The organism is gamma proteobacterium symbiont of Lampromicra miyakona, assembly GCF_059730895.1.
This window is the reverse complement of record NZ_AP035933.1, coordinates 174,862-188,477: the sequence shown is the minus strand read 5'-3', so window position 1 is coordinate 188,477 and position 13,616 is coordinate 174,862. Positions and strand designations below refer to the sequence as shown.

Sequence of the window (13,616 nt, the reverse complement as noted above, 5' to 3'; positions counted from 1 at the left end):
TTTGCGCCGCTACCGCTGCCCACTCCCTTCGCGCCTGGCTTAACCCGGCCAACTTCAAACGCTATAAAATAAATAATAAGCTGATTTAAAATAACTTTTCTGACAATCCCGGTTCAAAAGTTTCTGCCGCGTTCTGCTGTAGTATCCACACCATCATTTACGTTTACTACTACATTTTTTCATGTTTGAATGATTCTCAATTACATCTCAGCCGCCTTTTTCCGCTGACTGATGGCATAACAATGCCGGGCCGCGAATGTCCTGTTCGTCACCGGCAGCATTTTACTGATAGCTTCGTTGCGCGGAATAAATAATCCCGCAATTACACCAGGTTTATATTCGATGCAGAACAACTCACCGCGGGCGGTTAAATTAATGTGCCATCCGGCTATCCTTGCCGCTATTTACGGCGTAACGGCACTCAGCAGTACTGACAGCCTTGCCGCTGAACAAAACAGCACCCTCACCGTAACGGCACAGCAGCAAAACAGTGACGACGGCTATAGCGCCACCAGCAGTTCGGTCGCCAGTAAAACGCCGGTGTCGCGCCTCAATGAAGCCCAATCGGTGAGCGTGGTGACGCAACAGCAGCTGGAGGATTATCAGGCCGCCAGCCTCGCCGACGCGCTGCGCTTTGTCAGCGGCGTAAGCGAAGGCAATACGCTGGCAGGTACCGAAGATGGCTTTGTACGCCGCGGCTTTGGCAGCAACTCGGATGGTTCCATCTATCGTGATGGCGTGCGCAGCAGCCAGGGGTTGAATTTTGATGCCACCACCGAACGTGTCGAGGTGCTGAAGGGCTCGGCTTCGCTGCTGTACGGTATCCAGAATCCCGGTGGCGTGATCAATATTGTGAGCAAAAAGCCGCAATACACCTGGCACACCAAAGTCAGCGGTCGCGCAGCCAGCGAGGGCGGCGCCGCCGGCACGCTGGACGTCACCGGCCCGCTCGGCAACGGTTTTGCTTTCCGCCTGATTGCCGAAAAGCAGAATCAGGATTACTGGCGCAATTTCGGCAGCGATAAACACACCTTAATCGCCCCCTCGCTACAGTGGTATGGCGAGCAGGCCAGCTTCCTCATCAGCTACGAAGATTATCAATACGATATTCCCTACGATCGCGGCACGGCGTTTGGTAACGGTAAGCCGGTAGCGATTGGCTATAAAGATCGCCTGGACGATAAAGCTAACCATGCGTGGGGCCACAATAAAACCCTGAACGCGCACTACGACTGGCAGTTCAATGAGGCGTGGAGCACGCGCCTGACTTTTGGCTGGAACCAGCGTCAGTACGACAACAACGAAGTGCGGGTTACGGCGATCAACCCCACCACCGGCGTGGTGACGCGCCGCGCCGACGCCAACCGTGGCTTCAACCATAAAACCAAATACGTGGCGTGGGATGTGATCGGTTCACCGCAGCTGTTTGGCATGACGCACGATGTGGTGTTCGGCACCGATTATGAAATGAACCAGACTTACCGTGCGCACCAGTATCAGGGCAAAGCGAACACCGCCTTCAACCTGTACGATCCGCAATACGATATGCTGGCACCGCTCACCAACAGCAGCAGTGAAAACAGCGCCAACGCTAACCTGCTTAACCGCTTGCACAGTCGCTCGGTATACGCCAAAGACAGCATTTCGCTCACCGACGACTGGATTGCGGTGCTGGGCGGACGCTATCAGCACTATGAACAGCGCGCGTCAAAGGGCTTCGATCCGGTGGTGCAAACGCTGGATAGCGAGGGCAACAAGTTCCTGCCGCAGGCCGGGCTGATTTACAAACTGACGCCGGATGTCTCACTGTACAGCAGCGTGAGCAAATCCTTTACGCCGTCGACTGACGTCGACGATGACGGCAACGTCGGCAAGCCGGAACAGGGCACCACATGGGAAGTGGGCAGCAAGTGGCAGATTTCGCCCCGGCTGTTTGCCAGCGTAGCGCTGTACCGCATCGACGAACGCGATATGTCGCTCAACATTAACGGCACCACGCGCGCCATCAATAAAGCGCGTTCGAGCGGCGCTGAATTTGAGCTCAATGGGGAAGTGCTGCCGGGCTGGGATCTGAGCGCCAACTACAGCTACGATAAGGCTGAAATCGTCGACGATGGCGTCAATCCGGCGAACAATGGCAACCGCCTGCAGAATGCACCTCGTCACGCCGGGGCGCTTTACCTGAGCCATAACCTGACGCTGAACGGCATTCCCGGTGACTTCCGCGTCGGCGGCGGTGCGCGCTACGTTGGCTCACGCGCCGGTGATCCGGAGAACAGCTTTACGCTGCCGGATTATGTGGTCGCCGACAGCTTTATCGCCTGGAATAATCAGCTGTTTGGCGAGAAAACCCAGCTGAAGCTTAACCTGAATAACCTGTTCAATAAGCACTATTACACCTCCAGCGGCGGCAACCTGCGCGTGCGCGAAGGGGAAACCCGTAACATGATGGTCGAGGCCAGCGTTGAATTCTGATCGAGCGAAAAAGCCGCTGACGTGGCGTGCCTGGCTGGCAGCCCTCCTGCTGCTGGCGTTCAGCACCAGCGCGCTGGCCAGGGTGATCACCGATATTGACGGCAATCGGGTGGAGATTCCCGATAATCCGCAGCGCATCGTGCTGGGTGAAAGCCGCATGCTGTATACCCTGGCACTGCTGGCGCCGGATGACCCGTTCCGCCACATCGTCGGCTGGCCGCGCGATCTGCAAAAGTATGACAGCCAGACGTGGAACAGTTTTGCGCAGCGGTTTCCGCAGATGCTGAACATCCCGACGCTCGGATCGGGCGGCCCTCAGGCGATCAATCCGGAGCAGATTCTCGCCCTGCGGCCGGACGTGGTCATTCTGCCCAGTCTGGCGCGCTACGATGATGCCGATCTGAGGCTGGTCAGCATCCTGAATGCTGCGCATATTCCGGTAGTGAAGATCGATCTGCGCGTACATCTGTTAAAGAACACCCGGCGCAGTGTAGAGATTTTTGGTGAGGTGCTGAATCAGCAGGCGCGCGCGGCGGCATTCAACCGCTTTTACAGTGCGCATCTGCAGGTGATTGAGGAACGGCTGGCGCGCTATCACGGGCCGAAACCCACGGTGCTGTTGCAGTTGCATCTGGGACGGCGCAACGAGTGCTGCGTGACGGCGATTAACGGCAGTCTGGGCGAGCTGCTCAACGCCGCCGGCGGCGACAATATTGCTGGCAAAACTCAGCACGGCGTGTTTGGCCGTTTGAGTGAGGAGCAGGTGATCGTAGCCCAGCCTGAGTATTACTTTGCCACCGGCTTTGGCGATAACGCCAGCGCAGGCCTGCTGCGCCTCGGGCCGGACGTCGCGCCCGACGCGGTGCTGAGCAGTTTCCGCCAGCTCACCGCGCAGCAGAACGGCCTGCGTGAGCTGAAGGCGATTCGCAACGGCCATGCAGCGGCAATCTGGATGAATTTTTACCTCAGCCCGTGGCACATTGCGGTGACCGAGTTTATGGCAAAAACGCTATATCCGCAGCTGTTCGCCGACATCGATCCGCAGCAGACGCTGGAAACCCTGTTCCGTGATTTCCTGCCGATCCCCTATCGCGGCACGCTGTTTATGCGGATTCCGGCGGTGGATTAACCGTGCTGTTCATCCTGATATTTCTGTGCGGCCATTCCGGTGCGCATGAATGCGCACCCTACAGATGACCTCAGGCCCGATGCCGTTATGCATTGATGCGCCCCCGGGAATGGTCCCTGTAGGGTCGCCATTTATGGCGACCGGCGGATCCGTGAAATACCTGAAACTGCTGCGCAATTGAGCTATGTCCTGTAGGGTTGCCATTTATGGCGACCGCTGCGCTGCCTGCGGCTGGCGCTTAAACACCCAGAACGCCCAGCTGTGGTACAGCAGCGTCAGCGGCAACACAATCAATAAACCCGTCACCACAAACCCCTGCGTCACCGGCGAGGAGGCCTGCTGGTGCATCTCCAGCTGCCACGGCAGCAACCACGGATAAAGCCCGCACGCCAGCGCCGCGACCACCACGCCCGTCTGCACCAGCGTAATCATCAGCAACGCCACCATTGCTTCCCGCCACAGCGTGAGCAGCTGCAGCAGCCACAGCGCAGGCAACAGGCTCAGCAACACTTTTCCCGGCCAGCGCTGCCAGCTCTGCTGCCACAGCGCCGGCTCCAGCAGCAGCACGGCAATAAAGCAGGCCAGCGTCACCACCCACCACAGCATGGCCAGCGCCCGCGCCCGCTCCACCACCGGCTCGCCAATGCGCCAGCACAGCCAGCAGCAGCCCAGCAGCAGATCAACCGCCACCAGCCCGAGGCCGCACAGCAGCGGCACCAGCGAAAAATCAATCACAATCCCGCTGGGCGGACGCGACACCAGCATCAACCCGCTCATCCAGCCTGGCAGAAACGCTGCCAGCAGCGAGCTGACCATCAGCAGCCGGTCCAGCCAGCGTCGCCCGGTCTCGCCAGGCTGACCGCGATACGCCAGCGCCAGCCCGCGCAAAAACAGCGCCAGCAGGAATAGAAACAGCGGCACCTTCAGCGTTTGTAACAGCAGACTGTACAGCGGCGGAAACAGCGCCAGCATGCCGCCCGCCAGCAACACCAGCCAGGTTTCATTGGCATCCCACAGCGGCAGCAGGCTGTGCACCATCCACTGCCGCTCTTGTGGCTGGTCGAAACTGTACAGCAGCATCCCCACGCCGCTATCCGTGCCATCCAGCGCCAGATACATCAGCAGGGCAAACAGCAGGAGCACAGCAGAAAGTTCGACCAACATTCTCACCCTCCTCAGGCTGGCGTCTGTATGGTTTCCGCTACCGCCGTCGCCTGCGGATCCGGCAGCGGTGCCGCCAGGTGGCGCAGCAGATAACCCAGACCAAAGGCAAAACTCAGTGCGTAAATCACCACCACCGACACGAAAATGGCGACGCTGCTGCCGAGGGACATTGGCGCCAGGCTGTCGGCGGTACGCAGCATGCCGTATACCGTCCACGGCTGCCGGCCAACCTCCGTCACCACCCAGCCCGCCAGCAGCGCAACAAAGCCAGCCGGTGACATCAGCGCCAGCAGACGCAGCACGCGCCGCGACTGATCAAGACGACCGCGCCAGCGCTGCACATTGCCCGCCAGGCTGCTCAGCAGCATTAGCAGCGCCAGTCCCACCATCAGGCGAAAGGCAAAAAACACCGGCAGCACCGGCGGCAGGCTGTCGCGCGGAAATTCACGCAGGCTTTTGATGTGGCCGCTGAGGTTATGGCGCAGGTAGAGCGAACCGATAGCCGGGATCGCCAGCTCGGCGTGATTCCGCTGCTGCGCCTGATCGGGCAGCGCAAATAGCCGCAGCGGCTCGCCCTCCCCTGGTGCAGGCGGCTGCCAGCCGCCCTCGATCGCCGCCAGTTTAGCGGGCTGATAGTCACGGGTGTTTTCGCCATGCAGATCGCCCACCACCATCTGCAGCGGCAGGATGCACAGCGACACCGTCAGCGCGCTGCGCAGCATCAGCCGGCTGGCGGCCTCGCCAGCATTACGCAGCAGGCGCCACGCCGCGACGCCACCCAGCAAAAACGCCACGCTGATCCACGAGGCCAGCAGCATGTGCGCCAGCCGCCAGCCAAATGAGGGCGCGGAAATCAAACTCCAGGCGCTGTCAGGCATAAACTGACCGGCGTCATTGAGCGTAAAACCGCGCGGCGTTTGCATCCAGGAGTTAGCGGCGAGGATCCAGAAAGCGCTAAAAATCGCGCCGAGCGCCACCAGACAGGTAATGGCGAAATGCACGCCGGGTTTCACCCGATCGATGCCAAACAGCATCACGCCGGTCAGCGCCGACTCGAGGAAAAAAGCGATCAGCACTTCATACAGCATCAGCGGACCGATAATGCCGCCCGCTTTGCTGGCAAACACCGACCAGTGGGTGCCGAACTGAAACTCCATGATCACGCCGGAGACGGTGCCAATCGCCACGGTGAGCGCGAATACCTTGATCCAGAAGTGCAGCGCCTGATGCGCTTCCGGCCGCCTGCCCCATAGCCAGCGCGCTTCAAACCACACCAGAAACGGAGCCAGCCCCAGCGTCAGCGCCGCCAGAGTAATGTGCATGCCCATCGTCAGGGCAAACTGACCGCGCGCGATCAGCAGCACCCACTCCTGGCTACTCACGGCTCGGCTTACCGCTGTAGCGGGTGATCGGCTTCTCTTCGTCACCCTGCATGGCGCGCGCGAAGGTTTCCAGCGCCGCCAGCAGTGGCCGGATGCCCTGCCACAGCGCCTCATCATTCAGCAGTTTGAGCACGCCACTGACGCCCGGCGCGCTTTTCTCCTGCTGCGCCGTGTCGCTGGCCGGCTTCATCGCCAGCAGGGCATCGCGCAGCGCCAGCAGTAAATGGTTGAAACGCTCCGGCGGTACGGTGCTGAGCGTCATAAACAGCAGCGACAGGTTCTGAACCGCATTCTGCGTGCCGGGCCGGTTAAGCCCGGCGGCGACGATTTTGCCGATGTCATTGTTGGCTTTTACCATGTCATTAGCCAGGCGCAGGAAACCGTGCTGATGCAGATTCTCCAGCAGTTCGTTCAGCGCCTCCTGCGCGCTGGGTTCGGTGCGCGTCGGAGTGGGTTGATAGTGCAGCGGTTCGGCCATTAGCTTTTCTCCGGATGCGAAACGTGTTCAGGCGGCAACCGGTATTCAGGCTGCTGCCATTTTTGTTCAACGGGCAGATGATCCAGCGGCGTGCGCTGGCCGTGGCGGAAGTTGTGCAGCGGAATCGGGTGCGGCTGTGGCGCATGCGCCAGTTTACGCATCGTTACCGCAATCTCTTTATAGGCCGGGGTGTTGACGTCGGGATCGTGGTGTTCACCGGTCAGCCCGTTCACCCCCGGTTTGCCATGGTGGATAGGAATGAACAGCACATTGCCGGCCATCCGTTCGGTCACCACCACTGGCACCTCTACGCTTCCCCGGCGCGAACGCAGCTCCACCCAGTCGCCCTGCTGTAGTTGCCGCTCCTGCGCCAGCTGCGGCGAAATCTCAACAAACCAGTTGGGCGACAGCGATTTGATGCGCCCGCCCTGCCCGGTCTGATTAGTCGACTGGAAATGCTCCAGCATGCGGCCATTGTTCAGCAGCAGATCGTACTGCGCATCGGGCGCTTCCATCGGTGGCTGCCACGTCAGTGGATACAGACGCGCTTTGCCATCAGGAAAGGCGAACGCCTCGGTATACAGCAGCGGCGTGCTGCTGCCGTCGGCGTTTACCGGCCACAGCTGTGACTGCCAGCCGACGAGGTTCTCATAGCTGACCCCGGCAAACAGCGTGGCGATACCCGCAGCTTCTGCCATAATGGCGCCGGGATTCGGGTAGTGCCAGTGATGGCCGAGACGCGCCGCGACCTCCGTCAGTATCTGCCAGTCAGGCCGGCTGTCGCCGAGCGGCGCAAACGCAGGCGAGAAGTGCTGAATGCGCCGTTCGGTATTCACGAAGGTGCCCTCTTTCTCCAGGCTCGGACAGCCAGGCAGCACCACATCCGCGAACTGCGCGGTGCGACTCATGAAGATGTCCTGCACCACCATGAAATCCAGCCGGCTGAAGGCTTCGTGCACTTTGGTCGAGTCCGCATCAGAAAAGGCGGTCTCTTCGCCGATGATGTACATGGCGCGCACCCGCTGTTTATGCGCGTCTTCCACCATCATGAAGTTATCCAGCCCGGCCTCTGAGGAAAGCGCTTCCGGCGCCACGCCCCAGGCGCGCGCCCACTTTTCCCGTACCTGCGCATCGGTCACTTTTTCGTAGCCGGGATAGACATTGCTTAAGCAGCCAAAATCGCTGGCACCCTGCACATTATTGTGACCGCGCATCGGATAGCCGCCGGTGCCGGGCCGGCCGTAGTTGCCGGTCACCAGCAGCAGATTGGAGAGCGCAGTGCTGGTATCCGCACCGTGGCTGTGCTGCGTAATGCCCATCGCCCACAGCAGGCAGGCGCTGCCCGCGTTGCCGATCATCTCGGCGGCCTCAGTCAGCTGCGCCACGCTCAGGCCGGTGACTTCACTGGCCATCTCAAGGGTGAAAGGCGCCAGCGAGGCGCGGTATTCCGCCACCTGATTTACGCGCTCGCGCAGGAATGCTTCATCAGCATAACCGTGGTCAAACATGTAGCGCGCCATCGCCGACGCCCACACCATGTCGGTGCCGGGGCGGATGCGCAGATAACAATCGGCGCGCTCGGCCATTTCGTGACGGCGCGGATCGACCACCAGCAGCTTCTGTCCGCGATGTTTGTGGCTCTGTTTGATATGTGAAGCGAAAACCGGATGATTTTCCGCCAGGTTGCTGCCAACGGTGATGATCAGGTCGGTCTGCTGCAGATCGCGCAGCGTACCGGCATCGCCGCCGTAGCCCACTGTGCGAAACAGCCCTTCCGTCGCCGGGTTCTGGCAATAGCGCGAGGAGTTGTCCACGTTGTTGGTGCCGAAAATCAGACGGGCGATCTTCTGCGTCAGATAGGCTTCCTCATTACTGGCTTTACTGGAACCAATAAAACCAATCGCGTTACCGCCGTGCTGGCGTGCCACCGCGCGCAGGCCGTCGGCCACACGCTGTAGCGCCTCTTCCCAGCTGGCAGGGCGGAACTGGCCGTTTTCACGAATCAGCGGCGTGGTCAGCCGGTTCGGGCTGTTCACAAAATCCCAGCCAAATTTGCCTTTGACACAGGTTGAGATGCCGTTAACCGGCGCATCGGCCACCGGCTGGATTTTGAGGATGTCGCGATCGCGCGTCCAGACTTCAAAACTGCAGCCGACGCCGCAATAGGTGCAGACGGTTTTGGTTTTTTTAATTTCGACTTTGCGCAGCGCATCATCGATCAGCGAAATTCCGGTGATCGGCTCCATGCCGATGCTGTTTTCCAGTGATTTGACGAAATCAATCAGCGGCCGCTTCAGGTCTTCATCCATTGCGGTGAAGGGACCGGCGTCGGGCTGCATGGTTTTTTCCAGCAGCGCGTTGCACGGACAGACGGTCACGCAGTGCCCGCAGCTGACGCAGCTGGAACCGGCAATCTGCGTCCCGCCATCCCACAGCACGCGCGGGTGATCGGCGTTGTAATCAATCGACAGCGTCTCATTCACCTCGACATTCTGGCAGGCCTCCACGCAGCGTCCGCACAGAATGCACTGATCCGGATCGTAGGTATAAAACGGATTACTGTGGTCTTTGCTGTCCGGTTTGCGCTGGTAGGGGTAATACTGAATCGGAATGTGCATATCCGCGACGGTGTTATGCAACGTGCAGTCGCCGGTATTGTGTTCACATACCGTGCAGTAGAGTTCGTGGCGATTGAGGATGCGGTCCATGCCCTCCTGCTGTGCCGCCTGCAGTACCGCACTCTGGCTGACCACGCGCAAGCCCTCGGCGCTGCGTAACGTGCAACCGCGCACGGCTTCGCCATCCACCTCCACCCAGCAGACATCACAGGTTTGCAGCGGCGGCAGCGCCGGGTGATAACAGACGTGAGGCAGTTTTTTTCCCTGCTCCTGCAGAAAATCAATTAACGGTTGATTTGCGGTTCCGCTTAAGCGCTCACCATTAAATATAATGGTACATTGTGCTTCGCTCATTTAACGCCTCGTTTAAGCCATCGCTGATAATTATTCGGGCCGGCCAGCGCCGGTTATTATGTAAAGTTATGCATAGAGCTTAGAAACAAATTTTTATCCCGCAAGCAGGCCGATTCGCTTAATAATGCGCACAGCTTACGCAGCGCTAAAATAATCATTACGTTAGTGATTTTGTAACTAAAAATATCATTTCAGCCACTGCCGCCACGCTTTAATAAAGCGCGACTGCTTATTTTTTGACGTGACAAATATCACATCTCTGCCAGGCTTAATTTACTCGTTCCACTGTACAAGGAGATAGGTATGACTTCATTTACTAACAAAACGCTGATTACCCAGGAATATCCAAAGCCGCCATTCAAAAAGCAGCATCAGCCCATTCCGGGATTAGCCAGTAAGATGGAACCCCGTCCCGATCACGGTGAAACCAGCTATCGCGGCACTGGCCGTTTAACCGGGCGCAAGGCGCTGATTACCGGTGGCGACTCCGGCATTGGCCGCGCAGTCGCCATTGCGTATGCTCGTGAAGGGGCTGACGTGGCAATCAACTACCTGCCGGAAGAGGAGCAGGACGCCGCTGAAGTGGTGCAATTAATCGAAGCGGAAGGCCGTAAAGCGGTGGCTATTCCGGGTGATATTCGCTCAGAATCTTTTTGCCAGCAGCTGGTAAAAGAGGCAGCAGAAAAACTCGACGGTCTGGATATTCTGGTGAATAACGCCGGTCGCCAGCAATTTAATGAGTCAATTCGCACGCTCTCAACGGAAGATTTTGACGCCACCTTTAAGACCAATGTTTACGCTATGTTCTGGATCACCAAAGCGGCACTGGAATATCTGCCTGCCGGATCATCCATTATTAATACCTCGTCGGTTCAGGCGTATGAACCGAGCGCCATACTGCTGGATTATGCGCAAACCAAAGCCGCGATCGCCGCCTTTACTAAAGCGCTGGCGAAGCAGCTGGGCGAGCAGCAAATTCGCGTCAATGCTGTAGCACCAGGACCGTACTGGACCGCGCTGCAGGTGTGCGGCGGTCAGCCGCAGGAAAAAATCGAGAAGTTTGGTGCCAGCGCGCCACTGGGGCGTCCGGGTCAGCCGGCTGAAATCGCGCCGTTGTACGTGACCTTCGCTGAAACCACCAACAGCTTCACCTCAGGTCAGGTGTGGTGCTCCGATGGCGGTACCGGTACCGTCTGACCGGGGAATTCCACCCGCATTACGTGGCTGCCAGCAGGCGGCCACGCTGCCGTTTCTGCTGACAGGGAAGATCCATGAATAATCAAACGTTCCAGTCGCCGGTGCGCGAACGGGGCTTCGCGCGTCTCGGTGACTACGCGGCCATCGGCGAGGGCCGGTCGGTGGCGCTGATCGCGCCCGACGGCGCGATTGACTGGTGGTGCGCGCCCAACCTTGACTCCGCCCCGCTGTTTGATCGCCTGCTCGATCCCGAGATCGGCGGTTTTTTCCAGATCGAACCTGATGCCCCTTATCGTACCGAACGCGCCTACCGTGCTGACAGCAACGTACTGGAAACCCGCTTTTTTACCGATAACGGCAGCGTACTGCTGACCGAATCGCTAAACAGCACGCTGGCTGGTCGTCTGCCGTGGAGTGAGCTGGCGCGGCGCGTGGAAGGCGTTGATGGCGAAGTGACGCTGCGCCTGACGCTGCGCTTTGGCACCGTTGCCGAAACCCGCTCGCCGTGGCAGGACAGCACCGAACAGGGCGACGTCTACCACGTTGGCGATCTGCTGGCGATGCTGCGCACCAGCGAGGACTGGCAGATCGAACAGCGTGACGATGAGCAAATCAGCGCTACGCTGCGGACGGCTGCGGACAGTCGATCGCTGGTGGCGTTGCTGGTCACCGAGCGCGAACCGCTGGCGGTGCCGCCGCTGGAGGCGATCGATACCCGGATTGAAACCAGCCATACCGCCTGGTGCGACTGGACCCGCAGCCTGAGCTATCAGGGGCGCTTTGCTGAGCACGTGCGCCGCTCGGCGCTGTCGCTGAAATTTTTATGGTATTCCCCCACCGGCGCGCTGGCGGCGGCAGCCACTACCTCGCTGCCGGAAGGCATTGGCGGGGAAAAGAATTATGACTACCGCTATGCATGGGTACGCGATGCCTGTCTGATCATCAAAGCCTTTGTTTTTCTCGGTGCGCTGGAAGATTGTAAAGCGGCGTTCTCCTGGCTGTCGAAAACCATTATCCGCCACGGTACCGCGCTGCGCACCTGCTACACGCTGGAGGGTAACGAAGTGCCTGCCGAACGCTTTGTGCCGCTGCGTGGCTATCATCATTCCCAGCCGGTACGCGTGGGCAACAACGCCCGCGACCAGCTGCAGCTGAGCATGTACGGCGATATGCTGGCGACCGCCGAGTTGTTTATACGCGCCGGGCACGTACTGGATTTAGCCACCTCGCGCATGCTGGGTGCGCTGGCCAATCACTGTGCCGATCGGTGGCGGCTGAAAGACAGCGGTATCTGGGAACTGCCGGAGCAGCAGCACTATACGCATTCAAAGATGGCCTGCTGGCTGGCCCTCGACCGTGCCGTGGCGCTGGCCGAAGCGCGCCACATTGAACCGACCTGGCTGAAACGCTGGCAGCGCGAGCGCGACCGCATCAGCAGCTGGATTGAAGCGCACTGCTGGAACGAAGAGAAACAGGCGTATGTGTTTTATCCCGATAGCAACGGCAGGCTGGACGCTGCGCTGGCGCTGGTGCATCCCTATGGCAGCCGCGTCAACCCGGCACGTATGCAAGCCACCTACCTTGCCATTGAGCAGGAACTGGGACACGGTAGCGCCATGCTGTATCGCTACAGCGGCACGGAACAGGAAGAGAGCACCTTTATCGCCTGCTCATTCTGGCTGGTGGAAGCTTGGGCGGCGCTGGGAGAATGCACGCGCGCCGAAAAGGCCATGCAGCAGATCCTCGGCAAACTGTGCCAGCGCGGCAACGTGGAAACCTTCAACGAAATGTTTGATGTGCGCAGTGACGAATGGCGCGGCAATATGCCGCAGGGCCTCAGTCATCTGGCATTAATTTGCGCCGCACAGGCGCTGACAGATCATGGCTGAAATGCCCCGCCGGCTGGCGGGGCATGATGTTAAAGCGAAGGCTGTGGCGCACGAAACACCAGCAGGATACCCGCCAGAATCGCCGCCATGCCCAGCAGGCTCAGCCACGGCAGTCGGTTACCCAGCAGCAGATAGTCGAGCAGCGCGGTAATCACCGGCACCAGATAAAACAGGCTGGTGACATTTACGATACTGCCCGCGCTCAGTAAGCGATACAGCAGCAGCTGGGCCACCACGGAGATCATCACGCCGAGGAACAGCGCGGCCAGCCAGAAATGCAGCGTGAAGCTAACATGAAACGGTTTAACCGGCAGCAACAGCAGGCACAGCAGTAAACTCACGCCGTACTGCAGCGGCAGCACCTGCGCCGGATGCTGCGTCACCCGCTGCTGCATGATGGCACCGAAGGTCATGCACAGCAGCGCGGCCAGCGCAAACAGCACGCCGCTGAGCGGCAGCTGCGACGCCGCCAGACTGCGCCACACCAGCAGTATCAGCCCCGCCAGCGCGACCGTTAAGCCCAGCAACCGCCTGCCCGGCAGACGCCGCTCCACCAGGCACAGCGTCAGAATTGGCTGGATGCCCATGATGGTGGCGATCAGCCCTGGCGTCACGCCCTCCGCCATCGCCTGGAAATAACACAGCGAATAAGCGCCGATCAACACCAGGCCGGTCAGCATTACGCGCGGGCGCGTACCGGGCTGCGGCAGCCAGCGGCGGCGAAACAGTCCCACCAGCAACAGCGCAACCAGCGCGATGCTAAAACGCACCACCAGCAGTGCCAGCGGTGAGGCATTATCCAGCCCGAGACGCGAGAAAATGGCTGCGCTGCCCCACAGCAGCACAAAGCCTGACGTCGCTGCCTGCGAAGTCAGCGAAGAAGAAGAACGCATAGCATTGCTCCTGAAACAAACGTTGTTAGCGCGCTCG

General features: G+C 59.7%; 9 protein-coding genes. 4 read left to right on the top strand and 5 right to left on the bottom strand.

Annotated elements, in window-relative coordinates; genetic code table 11:
* Nucleotides 1–375: 375 nt before the first annotated feature.
* Nucleotides 376–2,475 (top strand): TonB-dependent siderophore receptor, encoded by a 2,100-nt coding sequence (locus tag AC6I8P_RS20385; protein ID WP_498031342.1) that lies wholly within the window; start codon nucleotides 376–378, stop codon nucleotides 2,473–2,475.
* Nucleotides 2,465–3,604 carry an ABC transporter substrate-binding protein gene (locus tag AC6I8P_RS20380; RefSeq protein ID WP_498031301.1) on the top strand — a complete coding sequence of 380 codons (1,140 nt, stop codon included), beginning with the start codon at nucleotides 2,465–2,467 and terminating at the stop codon, nucleotides 3,602–3,604. The genes AC6I8P_RS20385 and AC6I8P_RS20380 overlap by 11 nt, the downstream gene beginning before the upstream one ends.
* Nucleotides 3,605–3,808: 204 nt before the next feature.
* Here AC6I8P_RS20380 and AC6I8P_RS20375 read toward each other — a convergent pair whose 3' ends face one another.
* From AC6I8P_RS20375 to fdhF, 4 genes are read right to left on the bottom strand one after another with little or no spacing between them, the layout of a single operon-like run.
* Nucleotides 3,809–4,768 (bottom strand): cytochrome d ubiquinol oxidase subunit II, encoded by a 960-nt coding sequence (locus AC6I8P_RS20375; protein ID WP_141496062.1) that lies wholly within the window; start codon nucleotides 4,766–4,768, stop codon nucleotides 3,809–3,811.
* 11 nt (nucleotides 4,769–4,779) lie between these two features.
* Entirely contained in the window at nucleotides 4,780–6,150 is a 1,371-nt protein-coding gene (locus tag AC6I8P_RS20370; RefSeq protein ID WP_394521919.1) for a cytochrome ubiquinol oxidase subunit I, read from the bottom strand.
* Nucleotides 6,143–6,628 (bottom strand): hypothetical protein, encoded by a 486-nt coding sequence (locus AC6I8P_RS20365; RefSeq protein ID WP_021509544.1) that lies wholly within the window; start codon nucleotides 6,626–6,628, stop codon nucleotides 6,143–6,145. Before AC6I8P_RS20365 ends, AC6I8P_RS20370 begins: the two co-directional genes overlap by 8 nt.
* Entirely contained in the window at nucleotides 6,628–9,600 is a 2,973-nt protein-coding gene (fdhF, locus tag AC6I8P_RS20360; RefSeq protein ID WP_498031300.1) for a formate dehydrogenase subunit alpha, read from the bottom strand. The genes AC6I8P_RS20365 and fdhF overlap by 1 nt, the downstream gene beginning before the upstream one ends.
* Nucleotides 9,601–9,903: 303 nt before the next feature.
* On the opposite strand from fdhF, the gene AC6I8P_RS20355 reads away from it, so the two are divergent.
* A complete protein-coding gene (locus tag AC6I8P_RS20355) occupies nucleotides 9,904–10,797 on the top strand; it encodes an SDR family oxidoreductase (protein WP_021509546.1) in 894 nt (297 codons plus the stop codon).
* 74 nt (nucleotides 10,798–10,871) lie between these two features.
* A complete protein-coding gene (locus AC6I8P_RS20350) occupies nucleotides 10,872–12,686 on the top strand; it encodes a glycoside hydrolase family 15 protein (protein ID WP_498031299.1) in 1,815 nt (604 codons plus the stop codon).
* A 29-nt stretch (nucleotides 12,687–12,715) separates the two neighbouring features.
* On the opposite strand, the gene AC6I8P_RS20345 is transcribed toward AC6I8P_RS20350, so the two are convergent.
* Complete coding sequence (locus AC6I8P_RS20345; RefSeq protein ID WP_498031298.1) at nucleotides 12,716–13,579, bottom strand: DMT family transporter; 864 nt, start codon at nucleotides 13,577–13,579, stop codon at nucleotides 12,716–12,718.
* Between the last annotated feature and the right edge of the window lie 37 nt (nucleotides 13,580–13,616).

Bases quoted from the DNA above. Each gene is read 5' to 3' on its own strand.
- AC6I8P_RS20365 (WP_021509544.1), bottom strand. From the start codon at position 6,628: ATGGCCGAACCGCTGCACTATCAACCCACTCCGACGCGCACCGAACCC.
- AC6I8P_RS20345 (WP_498031298.1), bottom strand. From the start codon at position 13,579: ATGCGTTCTTCTTCTTCGCTGACTTCGCAGGCAGCGACGTCAGGCTTT.
- AC6I8P_RS20375 (WP_141496062.1), bottom strand. From the start codon at position 4,768: ATGTTGGTCGAACTTTCTGCTGTGCTCCTGCTGTTTGCCCTGCTGATG.
- AC6I8P_RS20385 (WP_498031342.1), top strand. From the start codon at position 376: ATGTGCCATCCGGCTATCCTTGCCGCTATTTACGGCGTAACGGCACTC.
- AC6I8P_RS20350 (WP_498031299.1), top strand. From the start codon at position 10,872: ATGAATAATCAAACGTTCCAGTCGCCGGTGCGCGAACGGGGCTTCGCG.
- fdhF (WP_498031300.1), bottom strand. From the start codon at position 9,600: ATGAGCGAAGCACAATGTACCATTATATTTAATGGTGAGCGCTTAAGC.
- AC6I8P_RS20355 (WP_021509546.1), top strand. From the start codon at position 9,904: ATGACTTCATTTACTAACAAAACGCTGATTACCCAGGAATATCCAAAG.